Below are 23,563 nucleotides of genomic sequence, written 5' to 3' on the forward strand. Positions count from 1 at the left end.
TCTTTACACCTCAATATCTAAGATTAGACGCAATCCTGTTACTTACCGGTAACTGAGTGACTTAGGTGCTTACGGATATCGATCATTATTAGCAGATTGGCGATAAACCAAAGATCTTTAATAATAAATATGCCACTAGAGGCCAAAACTCCAGGGCTTTGCCAGCTTCCGGGATAGCTGAATAGAAAAGTCTGAGTTGTTACAAACACCGCACCACAGAGCAGTATCCCCGGCCAAAACAGGGGCCGGATGACTAACCCCAAAGCCAGAATGATCAGAGCGATCAAGTCATAAATGCCAATCAGATTGGAGGCCTGTTGTATATTAAAGAAATTATAGAGCCATGCCATCAAGGGTGAACTACTCACCAGGGCCTCAATACCCTGGGCTTCTATTGCAGTGAACTTCATTCCGCCAATCCACAACAGAACCAACCCCACCGGTAAATAGTTCAGCCAGATATAGCGCATTGACTGACAGGCACTGCAGCTCAACAGTGTCAGACCAATCGCTGTGAGGGCAAAGTACTTGATCACGCCCTGCCCGGAGCCAATAGCGGGAAACCCACCAAGGCTATCGATCCAGTGCGCACTTCCGAAGAGACTTAATAGAGGGACCAAGGATATACATATAATCAGGAGTGCCAGAGGGCGAATATATTGTGGTTTTAACAGTGATAGCAGGGCTACAACCGCAGCTACCGCAAAGAGTAGCGCTACGGCAATTCTTACGATATGCAAGCCCGCCTCACTATTAACGCCATAAAATCCGAAAATGGAGGCCAAGCCCCCATTCTGGCCAAGAAACAAGGCAGCAGCAATCAATGTGAATGAAAGGCCCAGCAGGGCCCTAGAAGTTTTTTGCAAAAAGGTGTTCATTATTTAGGGACCAAATCGTAAATAGCACTTCTGGAAAACCTAGTGGCTTCCCCTCTGTCTCCTCCGGGCACTTCCCTATGCTCCGATGACCCATTAAGTGTTCTAAATCGGGTTAGCTGTGAAGGAAGTGCCTGAAGACCTATTAATGTTGTCGGTCCTGACTGGAAAAAATTACACCTTAATTGACTTGTTCGCAGAAAATAAACTGACCTCTTCCGGTTGAGTTCACTTTATTCCAGGGTAAGCGTCCCACGATACATCTGCATCTGGCAGCTAAAGGGATATTTTCCCGGTTTGGCAGCAGGGATTTCTACCGTGGTTTCTTTATTGAGCGCTAGCTCAGCACTGATTTCGAGATCGGGGAAAATCACCCACTCGGAGCAAGGGCTGGGATCTTCCCGTAAAAAATGCAGCGTGGCGGCATGACCCGAAGGCAGGCGAATATGATCCGGCTCATAAACCCCATCTTTGACCAGTATTTGCAGTTGTTCACTGACCGCCACTGTCTTTGCCGCACCGCGCCTCGGGCCCAGCCAGAACCACCAGATGATGGCAATAATTAGCAGTACTCCGATGGTATTTACCAGGGTCGCAATCATTAGTGCACCTCCGAGGGCTTAAAGAAGCGTAGACGGTTGGCATTGCTCACCACGGTGAGCGAGGAGAGTGCCATAGCGGCACCGGCCACGATCGGGCTCAGCAACATGCCGGTGAGCGGAAATAGCACCCCTGCGGCGATGGGTATACCTAGGGTGTTATAAATAAAGGCTCCAAAAAGGTTCTGTTTGATATTGCCGAGAGTCGCCCGCGATAATTCCACCGCATTGGCGACTCCATGTAGGGAGGAACGCATCAGGGTGACATCGGCACTTTCGATAGCGACATCGGTACCGGCGCCGATAGCAAAGCCCACATCGGCGCGAGCCAGTGCTGGGGCATCATTGATACCATCTCCCACCATGCCCACACGCGCACCGTCTTTCTGCAGTTGCGCCACTATGCGCTCTTTATCTTCCGGCAATAACTCAGCGTGCACTTTATCGATTTTAAGATGGCGGGCAACGGCCTCGGCACTGGCTTGGTTATCACCAGTCAGCATCTCCAGGCGTAAGCCCAACTTACGCAAACGGGCTATGGCCGCTGCGGCATCATCCCGAATCGGATCAGCCACAGCGATAATTCCCTGCAGTACACCATCCACTGCCGCATACATCACCGTACGCCCTGCCTCCGCCAGATTGTTGGCGCGGGCCTTCCAGTCACCCAGGGGAATATTTTCCCGCTGCATTAACTTACTGTTACCGAGCAGTATCTTTTTACCGGAAATAACCCCCATCACCCCATGTGCGGTAATGGCTTCGAAATCACTGGGCTTTTGTAGATCAAGCTTTTTCTCATGGGCCGCAGTCACAATCGCCTCAGCCAGCGGATGTTCCGAGCCCTGCTCCAGGCTCGCCAGCAAACGCAGTAACTCATCGCTATCGCCTTCGCTCTCGATATCGGTGAGGCGTGGTGAGCCCTCGGTGAGCGTGCCGGTCTTATCCACAACCAGCACATCCAGATTGCAGGACTGCTGCAACGCCTTGCCGTTGCGCACCAGCACACCGTACTCCGCACCCTTACCCACGCCCACCATCACCGACATGGGCGTAGCCAGCCCCAGGGCGCAGGGGCAGGCAATAATCAGCACCGAGGTAAGAACCACCAGCATATGGGCGGCGCGCGGATCCGGTCCCAGGTTGAACCAGACCAGTGCCGCCACCACAGCGATGATCATCACCACCGGCACAAAAATGGCCGAGATTTTGTCTGCCAGGCGCGCAATGGGCACCCGAGAGCCCTGGGCGTTTTTAACCATCTCAATAATTTGTGCCAGGCGGGTGTCCGCCCCCACTTTTTCCGCCCGGAACAGCAAGCTGCCGTTCTTGTTCAGGGTGCCGGCAGCCAGATTGTCCCCCTCGCCCTTCTTCACCGGCACCGGCTCGCCGGTGAGCATGGATTCATCCACCAGGCTACCGCCCTCCAGCACCACGCCATCCACCGGGATCTTTTCTCCGGGGCGCACGCGCAACTGGTCACCGGCCTGAACCTGCTCAATCGGCAAATCCACTTCTTTACCGTCGCGCAGAACCCGCGCTGAGGTATCCTGCAGCTCCAGCAGTTTCTCCACCGCCGCACTGGTACGCCCGCGAGCGCGCACTTCCAGTGCCTGGCCCAGGCTGATCAGGCCGATAATCATGGCGCTTGCCTCAAAGTACACATGGCGCGCCGCTTCCGGCAACAGGTGGGGCACCAGCACCACCAACATGGAAAAAAGCCAGGCCGTGCCGGTACCCAGGGCCACCAGGGTATCCATAGTGGCGCTGTGGTGGCGTAGCGCTTTCCAGGCCCCACTGAAAAATTGACCACCACAGAACACCAGAATTGCCAGGGTAATAAGCCCCATGGCGCCCCAAGCCAGCTGATCTGCGAAGCTGTTGACGGACATCTTATCGGTGATCAGGCCCCAGGCCATCAACGGCAGGCCCACACCCAGGGCAATAGCGGAACGCCACAGCAACTGGTGATAGTGGCGCTCTTCTTGGGCGCGCTGCTCTTCGCGCCGTTGGCGCTCGCTACTCTTGGCCACCTCGGCGTCATAACCCGCCTGGCGCACCGCTTCGATGCAACTTTGCGGCGCCGCCGCGCCCTGCACCTTAAGGGTTTTATCGGCCAGGTTTATGCGGGCATCCTGCACCCCCGCAACACCCTGCACGGCGCTTTCAATCTTATTCACACAGCCGGCACAGCTCACGCCACTGAGGCGGAATAGTGTCTGCGCTGCTTGCTGTTCTCTCGCCATAATGCTCTCCCTCAATACCGTTTCTGGCGACAAAGTTACAACCTTACCCCAGGGGTAAGGCAACGGGTTACAGCCACAATTTACCCTGCCCTATTTCCCGGCCGCCATTATTCAGCTTAGCGGCTGGACTGGCGCACCCTGCTCTGGCAAAAGCACGTAATAAAGAGCCACTGTAAAGGCCGCGCAAGCCCCACGCCGGAGTGTTATTATCGCGCCATGAAACACCCCCTGCTCCCCGAAAGACCCCTGAGTATCTCCCCGACTCTGGCCTCAACTGTTGGCCTGGAGGAAGCGGTATTGCTCACCGCCCTGGGCGACCTGATACCTTTCCTGCCCGCGGAGCCCTACGCTGGGCGGGACTGGTTTACCGCCACCGGCGAGCAACTCTATCTGCTTCTGCCGTTCTGGCAGGCAGCAGATATCCAGCGGGTAGCCACCAGCCTGCGCAATCAGGGCGCCCTGATGCTGGGCGCAGCCCCTTTCGGTAGCAGTGAAGTCCTCAAGTTCACCCTGCCCAGTGAACACCGCCGCCCTACAGCCCTGGCTCAAACCCCGGAACCGAGCCGCGCCCCGGCACCAGCCAACCGCAATGCCAACACCATTGCCCCCAGCTGGCAGCCAGATGCCGAAACTATGGCGCGCATCGGCCAGCTCGGTATCCCGGAACACTTTGTGCGGGAGCAGTTACCGGAGTTTGTCACCTACTGGCGCGAACGGGCCGAGCCACGCCACTCCTTTGGCTCACTGTTCCTGCGCCAGGTAAAGAGCAAATGGGAAGCCTTTCGCGCTACTGCCCAACGCAAGCAGGCCCTGCCGGATAACTGGCAACCGAACAACGACACCCTGCGCAAACTGGCCGACGAGGGGGTACCCAGTACATTTGTCAGCCGCGGCCTACAGCGCTTCCTCGACTACCACCGTTCCAGCGGCAAGCAATCCATTTCCTGGGATCTGGAATTCAATGACTGGATCATGGAAGACTGGGAGAAACAGGAAACTCCATTTATTGAAAAGCGCAAACCCACTGCCATGACGCGCGACTGGCAACCCAGTGAACATACCTGGGAACAGCTACAGCGCCTGGCGATCAACCCGCGCTTTGCCGCCGAACTGCTGCCGGAATTTATTTACAAGTGGACAGAGCGCGGTGGCCACAGCGCGCGCTGGGGCGAGCTGTTTATTGAGTACGCTCGCGAGGAATGGGCCTACTACTGCCAGGGTATTGAGAAAAACCCGGTAGCCAAACCCATAGCGCGTAACTGGCAGCCCGGCGGCGACTGCCTTAGCCACCTGGTGAACCAGTGCGAGATAGAGCGTGACTTCGCCCTATCACTGGTGCCGGAATTTATTATTTACTGGCGCGGCCAAAACGCCGCGCGCAAAAGCTGGGACGCCGTATTTGTGCGTCACGCTCGCTATCAATGGGCAGAGCGCAACAAGTTGGCAATAGGAAACTCTTATGGCAATCCACAAGACGCCCACAACAGCGCAAACCAGCGCACCCGCGACCGCTCAATCGGCGACATACTCACAGACACAAACTGGTAATGCGCAAGATCAGGAACTACTGAACGAAAAAAAGCGCGCGATTAACGAAGTCTTCGCGTTGTTTAAACTGAATTACCACAACCAGTTCAGTGCCGCATTTCCAGATACCGAAACCCTGCATCACGCAAAACGCCTGTGGCTCGAAGCGCTGGCCGCTTTTGAAGCGCAGGATATTATGCAGGGCGCAAAGCGCGCGATACTGCAGAGCGAATACCTGCCCACAGTTCACAAAATGCTGCAGCTCTGTGCCGCCGGCGAAAACGGCCTGCCAGAAGCCCGCGCCGCCTACCGCGAAGCCTGCAATGCGCCCAGCCCCAAAACCAATCACAATTGGAGTCACCCAGCGGTTTACCATGCTGGGCGTGAATCCAACTGGTATTTTCTCTCCAACAACCCAGAATCTATCGCCTACCCGGTATTTGCAGAGCACTACCGCAAGCTTTGTGCGCGCGTACTGGAAGGAGAAAAACTCGGTGCCCCGGAACAGTTAAAGCTGGAAGAAGACCCCGGTACTCCACTATCCAAAGAAGAAAATGCGCAAAAGATGGCAGCCCTTCGGGCTGAATTAGGTATTTAAATTTCCTTTTCCGGCGCTTAGGAATACCCTGAGCGCCCTCCCCCCCAATACTCCTATTTCCCCACATATTCCCCAACAATATGGCCGGATCTACTGAAAGATTTAGGTTATCTTGATCACTCTTTTTATTGAACCATCGCAAAAAGATAGAACGCCTCTTAAGCTCAAAAAATTGTAGATTTATTGCTCTATCAGCCTCTGGCATGCACCATGGAACCATTTAGAAGTGGCAGATTGATTTATTATGTTTTTTGGGAGACATTAGCGCAGAAATGCGTTTGGAATAGAAATCAAGGTGGTAGAGGTCCTGTTAATCACCATATAAATGTTTTTTCTTAGGACTATTAATCGAAAATGTCTAAAGTAAACATTCGCACTGTAAATGAGCTAGATCTGGATAGGTGCTATGAGATTGAGTCTGTATCCTATACCGGTAACGAGGCCGCAACTAGAGAAAAAATTTTAAAGCGAATTAAGACCTACCCTGATGGTTTTCTCGTTATAGAAAACAGTGAGGAAATTATTGGTTTTATTAATTCAGGAGCAACCCATAAGGTTGAACTATCCGATGAAAACTTCAAAGAATTAATAGGCCATGATCCGAGTGGAAAGAACATTATCATCATGTCTGTGGTAGTTCACCCTAAATATCAAGGGAAAGGCATGGCAAGTACGTTAATGGAGAGATTTATTGAGTCCATGCGGGATTTAGGGAAAACAAAAATTTACCTTATATGCCAGGCTGAACTTATTGGCATGTATGCCAAGTACGGCTTTATACACCTTGGAAAATCGGGTTCTGATCATGGCGGGCTTAGCTGGCATGAAATGTCACTTACATTACAAAATACAGAGTGACAAAATACCAGCAATGAATATTGAATTAAAAAAATGCGTAGGAAGCGATTAAATCATTATGCAGATATAGTTTGTAAAATATTTTTTGGCTGGCGCATGAGCAATGACCTAGAAATGATGTCCGACTTACCAGATGGCACTATCTTTGTAAACATTCTTTCGGGCGAAGCTCATCATTCTATTTCTGGGGCCGTATATCTACATATAGCCAAGCAGATTCAATCTTGGTTTAAGTATCAAAGCAAAAAAGATAGTATTGACTTTTCGCAACTAGAAAGTGCCACCCTGGTAGTAGACATCGACACAGGCAAAGTAGCTACAAATAAAAAGAAAATTGTTTTATTCAATATGGAATGTCGCAGCACAATCAAAACTAGAGATAAAACTTACAAGGCGATGATAAAGGATGTGAAACAATGGCACACCAGAGTCATAACCTAAAATTCGGTTACTGTCAGGAACAATGGGGCAACTACTAAAAACGCAATCACCGAAGTTATATCAAAAAACAATACAAACTAATAGTATGGCCATAGTGTCAGGTGAGTTTAAGGACGTACAATCACTTAAGCACCTCAAAAACGCCATTGGTATTATTTAAGCCATTACAGATAAAGGGGGTGGTTACTGTAATAGACTTTCAAGCCGCTAGGCTCTAAACGCCTGATCAGTGGTCAGATACTTTTTTTGAACCACGGAGACCTTCTTTACAAAAACATGCTTTTCTAATGTACTCTCGGGAGAAGGATGGAATTTGGTTACATTCAAGGGGAATGCGAATATTTTGAATGCCCGACATTAGCCTGGTGGGTTGGCCAGAAAAACATCTTCATGATGGGCATAAGTTGGCAAACAGATTTATAGAAATGTATGCAAAGGGTAAATTCCCGGAGTCCGGTATTGAGATCAAGGTCGAGGGATTGCCAAGAGGTATGCATACACAACTCAAAGATGGACACGAAAACTTAGACTTAAAAACTATCACATTGAGATAAAATACAAAAAAACAAAATAAATTGTAATTTTGAATTGAACACATACACAATGAGGACATATTATTGTAGGGTATACCGACTGGTGAAATTTACACCAGTAATGATTGAGCTAAATATTTTATGACCTTTTCCCGTTAAATGGATTTATTTATGGAAGAAAATCCTAAAAAACTAAAGTCCCTCCCACCAGGAAGATTAGAAGCAGAGTTAAGGCAAAACTTAGAGAAAATTACAGGTTCTAAGTTTCACTCAATTTACATAAGTCTATTCGAATACGCATCAGGGGGATGCTCTGATGATGGTGCTATTGAATTTACGATAGAAATTGATTGCAACAACTGGTGAGAATAAAGGTAGACAATGGATTTAGATAGAAATAAAGACTTAATTTGTATTTCTGCAGAAGATCTCGAAAAATCTTTAACTGAAGTTATAGAAAAGATGACTGGAGAGCAATCCTATGAAGTTTCTGTTAGCTCTTTAGTATTCAAGAGATCTGAAGGTGGAAAACAACAGATACGAATGATCGCCAAAGTAGGCGAAAAACATAGTGTTAGTGGATGGTAAATATATATTAATGGTTAGCTGTAATTATAGCCGTCACCCCCTAACGATACTCATCCGAGCATAAAATTTCAACACCAAGCCCCCTAAGTTCCTGGCAGTTTAAGTTGGACTTAGAGGGCTCGGCCTAGTTAATAAGTGAAAGTGATATTGTGATAATGCTTATTCCAGCTTCAGACACCACATAATATCATGACGAAAAAAGTGTATGCGACTGTATCAAATAATGTCAGACTTATTAACTGATTTTGAGCATCAGGAAGTTATTTAGATCTCGGAAAGATCGCCGTATGCAACCTTAAAGAAAAGCTTAAATAAATTGAGAGGATAAAAAACAACTTTCATCTAAGCGCCCTCTACCAGACAAGAATAAGATAACAATTCAAAGATGCCAGCAAGCCTGCTACTTAAGCCATAAACAACACTCTATGTTTAATAGCTTACCCTATCTGGATCCTAAGGCTTTGAAAATCCTCCGTGAATAAATTGGCAATTTAAAAAGTATATTTTTCATGCCTACAGAAAAAACTAACAATAAAATGACCAATTTTAAGTATTACAAAAAAAGGAATGATATGTTTGACCCTTGGACATGAACTTCAACATTAATTCACAATAATAGTTTTGGCATCTGTTGCAAAAAAGCATTAGAGTAGAAATTAAATCTGTCATTTAATGATACTCAGCAAGAGCCTTACTGCTCACATGGTTGCTCATGGAATAGCTTAGGTAAACTATATGATCTATTAAAACTGACATTAGGTGGAAAAAGAACTAAGATAATCAAGCATTCAGAAGCATTTATTCCACTAGATATTGAGTTACTTGATAAAAAACGTCACTGGCCAACACTTTTAAACACAGATGATTCTGAATTGCGTATTTTAAGAGGTAATGAATCACTTTTTTATGATGATTGACTTATTGTGAATTATTGATAGCCATAAAAGAGGCTAATATACATGGATTACTGCTATGGGTTAGTTAACCTGATATCCTTTTAATCAACTTATCTTCTTCGGTAGCATCATTTGTATTTAAGAAAGGGAGGTCACTTTATGACCAATCGTCGTAATTTCGTTAAGGTTCTAGGTACTTTTACTGCAGCCTCTCTACTGAGTGGCACCAAGGAGTCATTCGCAGTAATGAATAGTAAAAGTACTTGGTACATGCCAGATGAGGGTGAGCCTCACCTGCGTACTTGGATGGCCTTTGGTGCAAGCCGCAAAATTTGGGGACGGAAACTCCTTAGGGAAGTCCAGCAGAATTTGGCAACAATTGCGCTGACGATTGCGGAGTACGAGCCCGTTTCAATGCTGGTTCGACAAGCAGATCTCCCACTTGCCCGGCGACTAATGGGAGATAAGATTAAACTGGTTGTTTGCCCTCTAGATGACTTGTGGATACGTGATACAGGCCCTGTTTTTATTGTAAATGAAAACGGTGATAAAGCGGCTATTGACTTCAACTTCAATGGTTGGGGAGAAAAGCAGGATTTTGATAATGATGCAGAGGTTGCTGCATTCACTGCTCAGTCGGCCGGTGTGCCCAGTATCCAAACTAACCTGATACTCGAAGGCGGCGGGATAGAGGTTGATGGGTATGGTACCGCGATCATAACCGAGAGTTGTGTGCTCAACGATAACCGTAACCCAGGTGTTAGTAAGCAACAATGCGAACGGGAATTAAAGCAGCTTCTTGGTCTAGAGAAAATTATCTGGTTACCTGGCATTAAAGATATGGATATCACTGACGGACATACAGATTTTTATGCCCGTTTCGTACACCCAGGTGTAGTTGTTGCCGGCTATGATCCCGATCCCAACTCTTTCGATCACGCCGTAACAAAGCGGCATCTTGAGATTCTACGCTCTGTAACGGATGCCAGTGGCCGCGAACTAGAAGTTATTGTATTAGAGGCACCTTCAATAGTTCGAGAGCGGTTTGACAACAGGGATTTCGCCGCTGGATATATTAACTTCTATGTTTGCAATGGCGCGGTCATAGCACCTGAGTTCGGCGATCACTATGCAGATGCCTCAGCCAAGCGAAAATTACAAAGAGTATTTCCTAATCGCGATATTATACAAATCAATATTGATGGCATAGCAGCCGGTGGTGGAGGTATACATTGTACAACCCAACAGGAACCAGAAATTTAATCGTTCTTAACTTAAAGTGATTAACGGAGATTTAATATATATAAATACTTGCTACCTTAGATATTCGTCATAAAGAAGTGTGTATTTATCTTGAGTATATTTGAGCAGCACATAATTTAACCTGTAAATACATTGACTGCATAAATATCCAAGAAAAATAGAAATTACAAATAATTACATTTCTATAGTAAAACATTCTTCTTTCAAGAATCTATGGCAAGATAACCGTCTTGCTATAACGTTGATCATATTCTTTATAAAAAAGACAATTCAGCTATAAAGCTCCCCCAAGATTGGAAAACAATAAGGATATATTGTTTATGAATTATACGCTTCGATTACTAACTAGGCTACGCTTAACAATTCTAGCTGTTTTTATGATATTCCTCAGCCTTCCAGCATATGCAGACTCTGTGGATAAGCTGATCAAAAGCATCATGGATAAGCGCCAAATTCCTGGCCTCCAGTTGGCCATCGTTAAAAACGGTGAAATAATCAAACTGGGAAATTATGGGTTATCTAATTTACAAGACAATGTGCCGGTAAGATCCAACACTGTATTTCCAATTAACTCAATGACTAAGGCGTTTACGGGTGTTGCATTGCTACAGCTCGCTGAGCAAGGACGCCTTTCCTTAGATGATGAGATTGGCAAACACCTTACTGACTTACCTGCCAACTGGAAGTCAATAAAGATAAAACATTTAATGGCACACACTTCTGGGCTGCCTAATATTTTCAGTGGTTACCTTGCTGATTTGGTTGTTCGAGGCAATCCAGATGCCGCCTGGAACAAAGTAAAAGAATTACCTTTAAAATCAGAGGTAAACACACAATTTAGCTATAATCAGACGGGTTATGTTATTATCGGTAAAATAATCGATAAATACGTTCAAGGTGGCTTCCCTAAATTCATTACCGACAACCAGCTTAAAATCGCTAATATGAAATTAACAGCTGATGCCGGCTTTGAACACATGACGCGCCCTATAAGCAATCATGCAAGGCAATATCTCTACGACTCCGATAAGAGCCAGCACAAAAATAACTACGTTGAATTCCCTTACATTTTACAAAGTGCAGCTGGCATGAATTCAACAGCAACAGAAATTGCGCAATATCTTATCGCCTTGCAGTCTAAAAAGCTGGTCAAAAACCTCCATTCACTTTGGACACCGATCACTTTAAAGAATGGCCAAACTGCTGGGTTTAATCGTGTAGAGAATGGTTATGCTATTGGATGGCAAGTTATCGATCGGGAACATCACCGTGCAGTTAGTGCGAGCGGCGGAAATGCGGCAACTATGATTCACTATCCGGAGGATAAACTATCCATAGTTGTTCTTACAAATTTAATTGGCGGATTGCCAATCCAGTTTGTAGATAAAATCGCAGCTGAATATATTCCTGAATTTAAGCTTTAAAGTAGCAGGGGCAGTTAGTAGCTGGGATTTTAAAGAGCTGGTTAATAAGCAAACATATCACCTATACAAAACCTGCCCCAACAATTAATCCATTAATGAGTCAAAAATCATTATCGGGGATACAGCGGAGCCTCTAAATAAATCCTTAATGCCTCTACGAGTCTTAGGGGTTGCAGAGGTTAGCCGCGGATAGTCCTAACCCTCTGTAAGAGCTGGAACGTGGCAGATATGGCCTGCCCCTCAAGGGTTTCAGAGCGATTTACATTTGGTATTGCAACTTCTTGGAAATTCTAGGCATTCCTGCAAAGCAGCATTTTGATTGAAAACTACTCTGAAGGCCAGAGGAATCGCGGAATTATTCAGAGATCCCCTAGATTTAATCTTTCACCAAATTTTTATTTTTTTTGGCTCAGATGGAAAATTTAATCAAAATCACTATAACCAATAACGCTAGATCATAGCTTGGAGCAGGAAATATAAAAAACAATTTTTATTATGTATATCAGGTTTATAGCAAAGACGAACCCCGATATTTTTCATAGCAATTCTATAGAAAATTCCAACAGGGTTTTGTCACAATAAATATAAATGGTTAATTTTTAACAAAGACCGACAAATCCAATGCCTCACTCACCGTATACCAATCAATCAATTTGAAATTCTGCTTGGCATTGGGCAGACGATTCCTGCCATCTTGGACAACAAGCAAACCCATTGGATATTCGGGCCCAAGATACAGGCTGGTAACATCCAGGCCATCGGTTTCAGAACTTCCATCGATACCTGAGCGCACATTCATTGTTACCCTAAAATGACCAACAAAGTCATTACCATCACGTGTGAATAACGCATAACTGTCATTACCCTGGCTAGAGGCGATCAGGTAACCACTATCCTCTGTTAGGTAGAGGGCGAGCCCTTCCACATCGTCCACCAGGGTCTGACCATCCACTTCAGCAACCAATTTAGCCTGGTATTCACTATTCTGTTGCTTTTTAAGGCCCAGTGACCAAATCCCCCGATCCTCCTCGGCAAAAAAGAGCCTCTGCCACTTATCATCGACGACACAGCCTTCAACCTGGCTATTTACGACTATTTCTGTATGCTTTTTTAACGAAAATTCTGTGGGATTCTCGCCGAGATCAATTTCAAACTGGTGCAAGGCAGCATCTTTATCCGATACCCAAGCAAATAGCTGATTATTGGTTTTCTGCAAACATAGGCCATAAGGATCTTGCAAATTTATAGCGCGTAGCCCCAGGTGCTCGACATGCCCCTCAGCCGTGATGGCAAAGAGGTTCACCCCGGCGGTCGAGCGGTTAGATGCTGCCGCTAATGCACTATAATGAGGATGTTCAATACTGCGGATATCCACATTGTTCACACGTCCCACAGCAAAATGTTCGAGCAGCTTTCCCGATAAATTGTAAATATTCAGGCCACTTTTTTTGTCCGTTGCCAAAATCAGGCTATTCTGTGGCTGGGATTTATTGGCCCAGATAGCAGGATCATCAGCAGCATCACCAAATGACTCTACCGGGTCCGTCTGATTGCGAGCAAATACACTGACGATTGAATCACCGCTCTCGGGATCAAATCCTGTAGACTCAGTTTCTAAGTAATCATTTTCCACATCATCAAAAACCAACAGCTGATCCCGACCAACATCCAGGGCCCAGAGCTGACCATTTAAGAAAACTGGGGAGACTGCCGAGTGGTTCTCGTTAATATGAAGGTGCCACTCTGGCTCCTCTGAGGAAAAAGGCAGTCGGTAGCGATGTATCTGATCACCTGCACTCAGCCACAGACTTTCACTACGAACATCAAACCATAGATTGCCGAAGTCTTCACCAAGCCATTGAGCACTGAGGAATAATTTACGCTGCTCATCCTTTTCCGCGTTTGTATTTAAGCTCAGGATTCCAATGGGTGGTTGAGATACTAGCAGGCGTTGGGAGCGTGGGCTTACTGCGCAAGCATTAACTTGCTCACCAAAATAGAGTGGACGTACTTCTTGCATCTGCCACTGTTGTTGGGCTGGGAATAATAAATATTCACGACCTATGCCATCTTCACCAATGCTAAACAAATGAGTGCGCTGTTCTTGTTGGGAAAAGCACAGGGCACTCTGTGGCGTTGGCATTTTCTGGCTACCCAGTAGCCTAAAATTTACGTTTTTTGAAGCATCACTGTGGCGTATTTCATGTAAATTTATTTCCGCCAGGCGCTCATCGTAGGAGGCAACCAGTAAATTTTCATTAGGCAGAGCTTGTACGGCTAGGCGTTCCACCCTTCCCTCTTGGGAGGCGAGTATTTCTCCGTAGGAATTTATTACAAGCAAACCGCGACGCTCGCTGGCAAGCAATAAATATTGCTCAGTCCCAACCCGTATCGGCAGAATCTGTTCTGCGTCTATCGCACCCAAGGGAATTACCCGTTGCGGCAAGGCCTTTTTAATGCGTAAAACAGAATCCACATCGTGACCACAGCTAACGAGTAGCGCAGCGGCGAGCATGATCGCAATAATAAAATGCAGTTGTTTCATGGAGAGCCATTCAATTCCGGAGAAAGAACCCCACCTGTGTGAGGCTCCTTGCAGTGCATAAACACCGTAATTTTATTAAAAATGCTTTAGATGTTGTCCCGCTAGAAAGTGCTGTAACTCAGGCCCAGGGCATAAGTCGGCCCGTATTCTTCATATTGACCGTTGAAACCAGAGTTATGCACATAATAAGGCTCATCGGTCAAATTCACTCCGGTGAATGTCAGCAGTAAACCGTTGTTCAAGTGGTAGCGCACAGAGAGATCCAATTGTAAGTGATCCTCTTCATAACGATCACGGGATGCATCCTCCATATCTACCTCCAGCAATCGCTCGCTGCGAAAAGCAGCAGACAAGCGCAGGCTAAAAACGCCTCGCTCATAACCAACAATAAAATTCCCCACCAGATCTGCTTGGGATGGCATAGATATTCCATCGCTACGTTGACGATCCGGCCCCAGTCCTAGACTGGCTTCAGAGTCTGTGAAGGTCGCGTTAGCACGCAGTAGGAAACCATTATCGAAGCCCTGTGTCCAAGCCAGTTCCGCACCGTTAATCCGTGCCCTGTCACCATTGATAGGTTGAAGTATTTCGGCCTCTTCCACTATCAGGTTACCGATATACTGAGTAAAGTCTGCGCTACTGGAAACATCGGACATCACAATAAAATTATCGATAGACTTGTGGAACAATCCCAGCGATATCATACCCAGATGATCCGCGTAGTATTCTGCGGAGAAATCCAGATTGCGAGATTCATAAGGTTGCAGAGCTGGATTGCCGGCTTCCACTTCCAGCTCACCATCGTCGTATTCAATTTGCGCCGGCGAGGGATTCAGGTGGCCAAACGAGGGGCGCGACAGGGACTCGGTGTAGGCCGCACGCAGCACAATATTATCGCTGTAATCAAGCTTGAAGTTTACACTAGGGAAGAAGTGATCGTAATCGCGCTGATAATTGACCGCACTTGCATAGACCTCATCGGCAGTGAAATCGGCACCGGGTACTGGCTCTTCGGATTCAATCACACGCATTCCTTCGGCACTGAAATCGGTGCGTTCATAGCGCACTCCAAAGACCCATTGAGCGCGATCAAGTTCGATGGTATTCATTACGTAGAGCGCACTGATGTCTTCCTGCATCTGGTAATCACGCGCAGAAGAGAGGGCGGTTTCAGTTTCATCCATCACAAAACTGGCAATATTGCGATTAATAAATCGATTGAGATTGCCTGGATTAACTCCCGGTCCGAAGGTATCGAGACGGTAATCAATATCGTTACGAACAAAATCTGCCAAGGTATAGTCACCGGCAAAACCATCATAAACGCTGGCATTCAGATCACCACGTTTTTCCCTCTGGCGTTCGTGCAGGCCAAATTGCACAGTTGAGTCATAGCTGACCCAGTTTATCTCCCTGGTAAAATCCAGACGTAAACTCAACTCTTCATCCTCGGAGAAATTATCCTCAATAACCAACTCGTCCAGTTGATAATTGGCGGGATCTAATATTTTTTCAGCGTCGCTACTGTCCACTGCCATACGCGGAGTTTTACCCGCTTCCACATAACCCAGGCGCAGTGGTTCAAGGACAAAGTCGGTATCGCGGCGATGTGGCTCAGATTCCTCCGCGTAAGAATAACCCAGCACGTAGGCAAGACCCCATTGTTCGAAATTATGCTCTCCACCCAATACTGTTGAAATAATCTCCTGTTCTTCCAGACGATCTTTCAAGGATTTTTCCAATGCCGCCTCTTCCCAAATGGCGCTATGTCTGGAGATCGTCTCTGGCTCATCGCGCTCTGCATCCAGTTTCCAGGAATTGCGTTGACGGATCTCCTGATCTGAGAAGTCGGAATAGAGATTGTGCAGATAGATTCGTGCACCACTACTCAATTTCAGGTCGAAATTCGCGGCCATACCGGTGCGCTCACGAGTAATGGTGTAATCCCGCTGTTCTATTTCAGTTGCCCCAATCCCCTCACTACCGTCCTCGGCCACAAGCGCTTCCCAGCTACCATCGGTTTCAATATTTTCAGAACCGAAACCTCGCTGCTGATGACTGACTGCCAGAGCGACACCAAAGCGCCTGTTGCCATCAAGATCGAAAACATTGGTCATGGTGGCTGCATATTTTGGACTGTGCTCCTCTTGCAGGTCGCTATAACTGTTTTCAACACTGAATTTATAGCGACTGCCATCGTAGTCCAGCGCGTTAATACTCTTGATTTCTATGGCCCCGCCGATGGAGTCTGCACTCATATCCGGTGTAAGGGTTTTGAATACTTCTAAGCTGGCAAGTAGGTCTGAGGGGATGACATCCAGAGCCACAGCGCGACTGCCAATTTCTGGTGCGGGCAGACTGACGCCATTGATGCTGGCGGCATTCAAGTTGGGATCAATACCGCGCACCCCCACAAAACGTCCCTCACCCTGGTCGCGGGCAATAAAGACTCCAGGCATCCGCTGCAGGGCCTCTGTTACATTGGCATCCGGCAACTCACCAATGGCATCAGAAGTTTGTACTGCCACCAGCTTGTTGGAGTCACGCTGACGATCCAGGTCGCTGCGCGCATTGTTGGCCTGAGCGGTAACCGTCACCGTTTCCATGGTGCGGGCCTGGCTCTCTTGTGCATAAGCATTGCCACTCAAGCCGTTATTAGCACAAAAAACTGCTATGGCAAGCGCGGTAACGGGGGTGTTGGGCGTTCGAAAATTGATGGTTGTGCTTTTCATGGCGTCCCACTCCAATTAGTCCCGGCGGCGTATTTATTGGGGCGCAGACTAGTAGGCGACTATGAACTTTACATGACGGTTCTTTTAAGCTGTCATCAAGCTTTCAGAAATAGCTGGAAAAATTCCCAGATAAATTAAATATCCTTATTTATTTATCGCTTTTTATTAACCTCTTTTAATTAATCGGTAGCGGAAAAGATATGTCATCGATTTAATTAGGTCAGGTTAATTTAATTTAATTAGGTTCCCCGCAACGGAGCAGCAGCAATGAAAGATTCCCCTAAAAACCCTGACCGTAGAAAGCTATTGAAGGCCATTGGTGGTGCCACGGCTGCGGGCGCCGCAACCAGCTTTATGCCTGGCTGCGGATCGGAGCATCATCGGGAGAATCTCTCATTTCAGGAAGTTCCCCACAGCTTGGACTTCAAACATCATTTACCGCAGGGTTACAGCGCCGATATCCTGCTACGGTGGGGCGACCCCATTGTCGCTAACCTCAAAGAATTTGAGCCGAAACAATTGACGGCGAAGGGGCAATCTCAACGCTTTGGCTATAACAACGACTTTATCGCCTTTATGCCATTGGCGGAGAATACCCCTGCCGGGCACGGAGATATCCACTGCCAGAGTGGTAACAGCGATCGCGGCCTACTATGTGTAAATCACGAGTACACCCAACCACACCTGATGTTCTCTGGTTACAACGATGAGTATAGTGCCACGCGGGGAGTCAGTGCCGAGCATGTAGCCATAGAACTAGCCGCCTGTGGCCACTCGGTAATAGAAATTACACGTACCGACAAAGGCTGGCAGCCGGTTTTGGAGAGCCCCTACAATCGCCGCATCACCGCGACCACGCCGATGCAAATTAGTGGCCCCGCCGCCGGAGACAAACGCTTGCAAACAACCGCAGATCCCTCTGGCACCCAGGTGCTCGGTACCATTGGCAACTGCGCCGGTGGCAAGACTCCCTGGGGCACGGTATTGGTGGCCGAGGAGGGATTTGGTGGCGCCTTCCAAGGAGATCCCAACAAAGTCGAGGATACTCGCGAGGCGCGCAATCACCGTGACTTCGGCGTAAGACCCCACAATCGCAACTTAGGTGATTACGACCAACGCTTCGATATACAGCAAGAACCCAACGAACCCAATCGTTTTGGTTGGATGGTGGAATACGACCCCTACGACCCGCAATCTATACCGCGCAAGCTGACCACCCTAGGCCGCTTTGAACACGAGGGCTTTACCCTGGTCTGTAAGCCGGGCCAACCAGTGGTGGCCTATGGCGGCGATGACGACGAACATCAGTTCGTCTACCGCTATGTCTCCAAAGAGGCTTATCTGCCCAAAGATCCAACCCACAATCGCAATTTACTGACCGAAGGCACCCTCTATGCGGCACGCTTTGATGCGGATGGAAGTGGGAAATGGTTGCCACTAGTTTTTGGGCAGGGCCCTCTAAACAGCAACAACGGTTTTCACAATCAAGCAGATGTCTTGATTGACGCACGCCAGGCCGCTGTACTGCTGGGCGCCACTCCTATGGACCGCCCGGAGGATGTAGAGACCAATCCCCACAACGACTGCACCTATGTGATGTTAACCAAGAATAAAAGCCGCGCCGAAGACGGTGTGGATGCAGCTAATCCCCGTCACCAAAATACTGCCGGGCATATTTTGGAAATTGTGCCCCCGGCCATGCCTGGTAAAAAAACCGGCCGAGATCACACCAGCGACCAATTCCGCTGGCACCAGTTTTTACTTGGCGGCAATCCCAATGCGGAGAATCCCGTGGAGCGCGGCGCTTACGGGCAGCAATCCACTTACAATATTTCTAATCACGGCTGGTTTACCAACCCGGACAATGTCGCCTTCGATCCTCATGGCAACATGTGGGTGGCCACTGACGGCTGCGAGCGTTTCGGCTTCCACGACGGCCTCTGGGCCATGGCCACCGAGGGGCAAATGCGCGCCGCGCCCAAACACTTCTTTGGATGCCCGCAGGGCGCTGAGGTGTGCGGCCCCGAGTTTACTCCCGATGGCACAACTCTGTTTATCGCAGTGCAACACCCTGCCGACGCCCTCAACTCTACTTACGACCACCCCTTACACCGCTGGCCGGATAACAACCCGGAACTGCCACCGCGCCCCTCGGTATTGGCCATCTATAGGGACGATGGCGGTGAAGTGGGCAGCTAGTCATCCCAGAACGGCGCGCTTTCACACGAAGCCGCCGGTCCTGCTAGAATTTTTTAATCGAAGCCTATTTTTGGCGGCTCGTCGCTGGTCTCCAATAAGAGACCGGTGACCCTTTAGTTGAGGTAGCCCATGTTATCGAGGTACACCGCGGTACTACGCCACCTTGTAGCCATACTGGCGGTGACCGCTGGCATTTCACTCTTCGGCCTACAAGTGCAAGCCCAGGTGCCAGAAAACCCCGTTAATCTGCGCGGCAGTGGCGCCAGTTTCCCCTATCCGATTTATGTGGAGTGGTTTCGCCAGTTTACCCACCGCGAGAACAATATTTTTATTTTTTACGAAATGAGCAGCAGCGGCGACGGCATCCGCGATTTTCTCGGCCATACTGTTAATTTTGCCGCCTCAGATGCGGCCATAGAAATCGATGAACTCAAGAAGCTTAAGGAGGGAGGTGTTGTATTACCCGTCACTGCTGGACAAGTAGTGTTAGTGTTTAATTTACCGGGTATCGATAAATTGAAGCTGTCGCGGGAAGCCTATGTCGGCATTTTTATGGGCAAGATCCGCCATTGGGACGACCCGATTATCGCCGCCAGTAATCCAGATATTAAATTACCACGCACAGATATTTCAGTGGTTACCCGCTCCGAGAGCTCCGGAACTTCCTATATTTTTTCCGGCCACCTCAGCGCCGTTAGTGAAGAGTTCCGTGAGAATATTGGCCTGGACCGCACACCCGACTGGCCCCGGCTGTCGACCTTTAAAATCGCACCAGGTAACCAGGGTGTAGCGGCCAAAGTACGAGAAATACCCGGCGCTATCGGTTATGTGGAGCACGGCTTTGCCAACATCGTCAATTTACCGGTAGCAATCCTAGAAAACCGCGCGGGCCAATTTATCGAAGCCAATGCCAAGAGTGGAGTAGCTGCATTAGAAGAAGTGGAATTTCCCGATAGCAAGCTGCCCGTGAGTGGCGCGCCCAACCTGATCGCCTGGGTCTGGGACCCCAAAGGTAAAGATGCCTACCCGATTACCAGCTTTTCCTGGTTGCTGCTCTACGCCAATCAGAAAGATGATGTTGCCCAGGCTCTAAGACAGATGCTGGTCTTTATGTTGAGCCAAAATTCCCAGTCGGAAGCCGGCAATATCGGTCTGGTACCTCTACCGGAAAACGTGCGTATCAGGGTGCTCAACGCAGTGACCTATGTGCAGTAGCTCAGCCCTCCGCCACCGCATACTCTAATACACGATTGCGACCGGTCCTTTTGGCCCGGTAGAGAGCGTTGTCGGCATGCTGCAATAATTCCAGCACATCTCTCTCTCCCTGCAGCTGGGCCACGCCGATGCTAGCGGTAAACTGCACCGGCCCCAGAGCGGACTTGATCATAATTTTGGCGATATCTTCATGGATACGCTTGGCAACAGACAGCGTACCTGGGCCATCGGCACTAACCAGCAGTGCAAATTCCTCACCGCCTATGCGCCCAAACACATCCACCTCACGCACATGCTGGGCTATTACCCGGGCAGTGGCACACAAGGCCTGATCACCGATCAGGTGGCCATGGCGATCATTGATTGATTTAAAGCGGTCTATATCCAACATCAATATACCCAGGGGAATTTGCTTGCGTTGAGCCAATTTGAGCAAAAGATTGGACTCTTCAAAAAAACTGCGGCGATTGTGAATGCCAGTTAGTGGATCGGTACGTGCCTCCAGTTCCGCCCTGGCCTTGGCAGCCTCCAACTCCCGAGTGCGTGACTGCACCAACTCCTCAAGATCGATCTTGGATACTTCCAGCTGTTGCAGGTATTTTTTTTCCGCCCGATCCTTCTGCAACCGCAGGCGCTGCACCATTAAACCGATCGCTGCCATAATCGCCAGCATCTCCACAAAAGAGGCCACCGGCGGCCAATAGTAATTGACCGGGTTGTGCACCACATAACCGAGATCACGCATTGCCTGCACCAGTAGCCCCAGCACTAGGGTGGCCCACCCCAGGGCAAACACTCCTGCAGCATTCTCTCCCTGGCGCCAGCGAATCATAGCGATGGGCACGATCAGGGGATAACAAAGCAATGCGATGATCATGGATATTTGGGAAAGGGCCTTCAGCTCTAAAAACACGCAACCAATCAGGAAAGCACCGTTGAGCAACATCAGCTGTAAGAGGAAGTCCAACTTTGGCGTGAATTGACGGGTTTCGAGAAATGTCCGTGCAAAGACAAGCCCGGCCATAATTGCCACAGCCCCACTAAGAGAGCCGTATCCCCAGTGGAAGCTGCCTGTCATCAGGTATTGATGGGTATATCCCAGCACCGTGCCCCACACCAGGATTTTGCTAGCGCAGTAGAAAGAATAGATATAGAGAATCTTTTCTTTGATTGCGATCGCTCCCACCAGAGCAAAGACTGCCATTAGAAAGTAGCCTCCAAACAGAAAAGCGATCAGGCTCGTCTCACCCTTACTGTTTTGTTGCAATGCCTGGGGGCTCCAGATACGCAGACTGGGAAAGACCACACCCAATTCGCCAGAATCGAACCTTACCATTAGCTCCTGAGTGGTCCCCGGTGCGATGGTCACTGGAAAAACAAAACGGTTATGCGCCACCTGCCGACGGGCAAAAGGCTCATAAATAGAAAGGTTGCTCACTTCGCGGAAGAGATCTCCACTGCCCGCCTTCCGGCCGAAAGCTTGCAAACCGACCAACTGGTGATCGACATACTCAATATTTAGGGTTAGCGGGTGGCTGTCGCGATTGCGCAACGTAAAGTGAGACCAAAAAACACCGGCGCTTAGACCGGTGGAACCCGCTGTTTCCAAAGTGCGAAACTTCCCCTGCTCATGAGCTTGTCGTGCACTATAAATATCACTCTCTCCACCCTTGTCGTGCCATATCGCATGGAGTCCAGTGGAATTTTCCCCCTGCTCATTGGTGTTCACGTCCAGGGGAGTATGCGCCCATACCGGAACCTTGGGCAGGAAGAGGACATAGAAGGTTAAAAGTAAAAAAACATAGAAAGAGGGACGAATGTACCAACATTTAAAAATAGAACGCCACAGATCCAATAACCGCAGTCTTATTATTCTGTCTTTCATAGTCTTGGCGCACGGGGATAACACTTACCCCTTATAATGCCTTCCTACAGAGCAGTAAATGACAGCCTCTCACTTAACGCGAGACATTCTGGCCAGCTAACGCTTTCACAATGATCAATCCGCCCCCTCAATGAAGTTTTGCGTATCTTTTGGCTCTCAATCGGAGCACCATAGGTACTAGCAACCACTAAAGTTCGAATTTACACAAAAGACACAACATTGCCGCAATTCCCCTATTCATTACTAAGCCTTGATCACAGAGATTACTCCACTGTCTCAATGCTTATCGGTATAGGCTCGTTTTGCGACAAGTATCTAACTGAGTAAGGTGATATCAGAAAAAATATCGGGTCTTAATTGAACAATTTGTGTCAAAGATCGTAATGCGAGAAACACTCCACAAATAAACATTAGAGCGAGCATATAGTAATGAAAGCGCTGTGTACTCATACGCAAGATGCGATGCTTAGCAAGGTAAACTCCAATACTCCCTCCAATACCAATAGCAACGCCATAACTCGCCAAATCCATGGTGATAGCACCAAAGCTAAGATAAGTCATTATTTTGGTGGCCTGTAAGACCATGGTGTTCAACGCCTTGGTTGCAATCAAATTTTCCTTATCAACACCGTAATTGATAAAGAAGGGATTCTGCACCGGACCAATAGCACCAATAACCCCAGAAAGAAATGCGACTACTACACCAAGTAAGAAAAAGTAGGGTAAACGCATTGGAAAAGAAGATTGTTTTCTACCGAGCCGATATTGAACCAAAGTGGACATCAAGAAGATGCCCACAAAGAGCTGAAGCCATATTGGGTGCATTTGACTATAAATATAGGCACCAACCATCGCCCCCAGAATACTACCGGGTAGCATCCAGCGAATAACGCTCCAGTTAATATATGGCCAAAAGAACAACACGCGGGAAGGTGCGGCAATAACACTGCCAATCGTAATCGTAGGAGCCACCAAATGTGGCCCTATCAAGAGGCCGACTAGTGGAACCATCAGCATGGCCCCACCACCGGCAGCGAGGGTGCAGATATACCAGGAGAGGGCCCCAAAGATTAGTAAAACTGGGATTAGTATCATGCTCTTATCCGCAGCTCAAAAATACCTCTACTAGGCAGGCAATA

General features: G+C 48.2%; 17 protein-coding genes. 10 read left to right on the forward strand and 7 right to left on the reverse strand.

Features of this window, described 5'->3' with window-relative positions:
* Positions 1 to 38: 38 nt before the first annotated feature.
* The 3 genes from ACJJIB_RS19500 to ACJJIB_RS19510 all read right to left on the reverse strand — a co-directional run bounded on the left by ACJJIB_RS19500 (position 39) and on the right by ACJJIB_RS19510 (position 3,720).
* The gene (locus ACJJIB_RS19500; RefSeq protein ID WP_444887259.1) at positions 39 to 878 is read right to left on the reverse strand and encodes a DUF417 family protein; all 840 of its coding nucleotides are present in this window, start codon (positions 876 to 878) and stop codon (positions 39 to 41) included.
* A gap of 230 nt (positions 879 to 1,108) precedes the next feature.
* Positions 1,109 to 1,477: a cupredoxin domain-containing protein gene (locus ACJJIB_RS19505; RefSeq protein WP_444887260.1), complete on the reverse strand. Its 369-nt coding sequence runs from the start codon at positions 1,475 to 1,477 to the stop codon at positions 1,109 to 1,111.
* Positions 1,477 to 3,720, reverse strand: a complete 2,244-nt coding sequence (locus ACJJIB_RS19510; protein ID WP_444887261.1) for a heavy metal translocating P-type ATPase — start codon at positions 3,718 to 3,720, stop codon at positions 1,477 to 1,479. The genes ACJJIB_RS19505 and ACJJIB_RS19510 overlap by 1 nt, the downstream gene beginning before the upstream one ends.
* 216 nt (positions 3,721 to 3,936) lie before the next feature.
* On the opposite strand from ACJJIB_RS19510, the gene ACJJIB_RS19515 reads away from it, so the two are divergent.
* The 8 genes from ACJJIB_RS19515 to ACJJIB_RS19550 all read left to right on the forward strand — a co-directional run bounded on the left by ACJJIB_RS19515 (position 3,937) and on the right by ACJJIB_RS19550 (position 11,848).
* Positions 3,937 to 5,268 carry a DnaT-like ssDNA-binding domain-containing protein gene (locus ACJJIB_RS19515; protein ID WP_444887262.1) on the forward strand — a complete coding sequence of 444 codons (1,332 nt, stop codon included), beginning with the start codon at positions 3,937 to 3,939 and terminating at the stop codon, positions 5,266 to 5,268.
* Positions 5,180 to 5,845: a replication protein P gene (locus tag ACJJIB_RS19520; RefSeq protein ID WP_444887263.1), complete on the forward strand. Its 666-nt coding sequence runs from the start codon at positions 5,180 to 5,182 to the stop codon at positions 5,843 to 5,845. The genes ACJJIB_RS19515 and ACJJIB_RS19520 overlap by 89 nt, the downstream gene beginning before the upstream one ends.
* Positions 5,846 to 6,199: 354 nt before the next feature.
* On the forward strand, positions 6,200 to 6,703 hold the full coding sequence (locus tag ACJJIB_RS19525; protein WP_444887264.1) for a GNAT family N-acetyltransferase: 504 nt from the start codon (positions 6,200 to 6,202) through the stop codon (positions 6,701 to 6,703).
* 33 nt (positions 6,704 to 6,736) lie between these two features.
* Positions 6,737 to 7,144 carry a hypothetical protein gene (locus tag ACJJIB_RS19530; RefSeq protein WP_444887265.1) on the forward strand — a complete coding sequence of 136 codons (408 nt, stop codon included), beginning with the start codon at positions 6,737 to 6,739 and terminating at the stop codon, positions 7,142 to 7,144.
* A gap of 704 nt (positions 7,145 to 7,848) precedes the next feature.
* Entirely contained in the window at positions 7,849 to 8,043 is a 195-nt protein-coding gene (locus ACJJIB_RS19535; protein ID WP_444887266.1) for a hypothetical protein, read from the forward strand.
* A gap of 15 nt (positions 8,044 to 8,058) precedes the next feature.
* On the forward strand, positions 8,059 to 8,265 hold the full coding sequence (locus ACJJIB_RS19540) for a hypothetical protein (protein WP_444887267.1): 207 nt from the start codon (positions 8,059 to 8,061) through the stop codon (positions 8,263 to 8,265).
* 1,055 nt (positions 8,266 to 9,320) lie between these two features.
* Positions 9,321 to 10,424 (forward strand): agmatine deiminase family protein, encoded by a 1,104-nt coding sequence (locus ACJJIB_RS19545; RefSeq protein ID WP_444887268.1) that lies wholly within the window; start codon positions 9,321 to 9,323, stop codon positions 10,422 to 10,424.
* Positions 10,425 to 10,837: 413 nt separating this feature from the next.
* A complete protein-coding gene (locus tag ACJJIB_RS19550) occupies positions 10,838 to 11,848 on the forward strand; it encodes a serine hydrolase domain-containing protein (protein WP_444887269.1) in 1,011 nt (336 codons plus the stop codon).
* A 592-nt stretch (positions 11,849 to 12,440) separates the two neighbouring features.
* Here the strand turns inward: ACJJIB_RS19550 and ACJJIB_RS19555 are convergent.
* Positions 12,441 to 14,393: a phytase gene (locus ACJJIB_RS19555; protein ID WP_444887270.1), complete on the reverse strand. Its 1,953-nt coding sequence runs from the start codon at positions 14,391 to 14,393 to the stop codon at positions 12,441 to 12,443.
* Between the two features lie 101 nt (positions 14,394 to 14,494).
* Complete coding sequence (locus ACJJIB_RS19560; protein ID WP_444887271.1) at positions 14,495 to 17,125, reverse strand: TonB-dependent receptor; 2,631 nt, start codon at positions 17,123 to 17,125, stop codon at positions 14,495 to 14,497.
* Between the two features lie 267 nt (positions 17,126 to 17,392).
* Between ACJJIB_RS19560 and ACJJIB_RS19565 the strand changes: the two genes are divergently transcribed.
* Both ACJJIB_RS19565 and pstS read left to right on the forward strand, forming a co-directional pair.
* Positions 17,393 to 19,324, forward strand: a complete 1,932-nt coding sequence (locus ACJJIB_RS19565) for a PhoX family protein (RefSeq protein ID WP_444887272.1) — start codon at positions 17,393 to 17,395, stop codon at positions 19,322 to 19,324.
* 129 nt (positions 19,325 to 19,453) lie between these two features.
* Positions 19,454 to 20,539: a phosphate ABC transporter substrate-binding protein PstS gene (gene pstS / locus ACJJIB_RS19570; protein ID WP_444887273.1), complete on the forward strand. Its 1,086-nt coding sequence runs from the start codon at positions 19,454 to 19,456 to the stop codon at positions 20,537 to 20,539.
* A 1-nt stretch (position 20,540) separates the two neighbouring features.
* On the opposite strand, the gene ACJJIB_RS19575 is transcribed toward pstS, so the two are convergent.
* Together ACJJIB_RS19575 and ACJJIB_RS19580 are read right to left on the reverse strand one after the other, a co-directional pair.
* Positions 20,541 to 22,424 carry a diguanylate cyclase gene (locus ACJJIB_RS19575; RefSeq protein WP_444887274.1) on the reverse strand — a complete coding sequence of 628 codons (1,884 nt, stop codon included), beginning with the start codon at positions 22,422 to 22,424 and terminating at the stop codon, positions 20,541 to 20,543.
* A gap of 315 nt (positions 22,425 to 22,739) precedes the next feature.
* Entirely contained in the window at positions 22,740 to 23,519 is a 780-nt protein-coding gene (locus tag ACJJIB_RS19580) for a sulfite exporter TauE/SafE family protein (RefSeq protein WP_444887275.1), read from the reverse strand.
* Positions 23,520 to 23,563 lie beyond the last annotated feature (44 nt).

The sequence above is a fragment of the Microbulbifer mixtoriginis (SeqCode) genome (assembly GCF_052467705.1).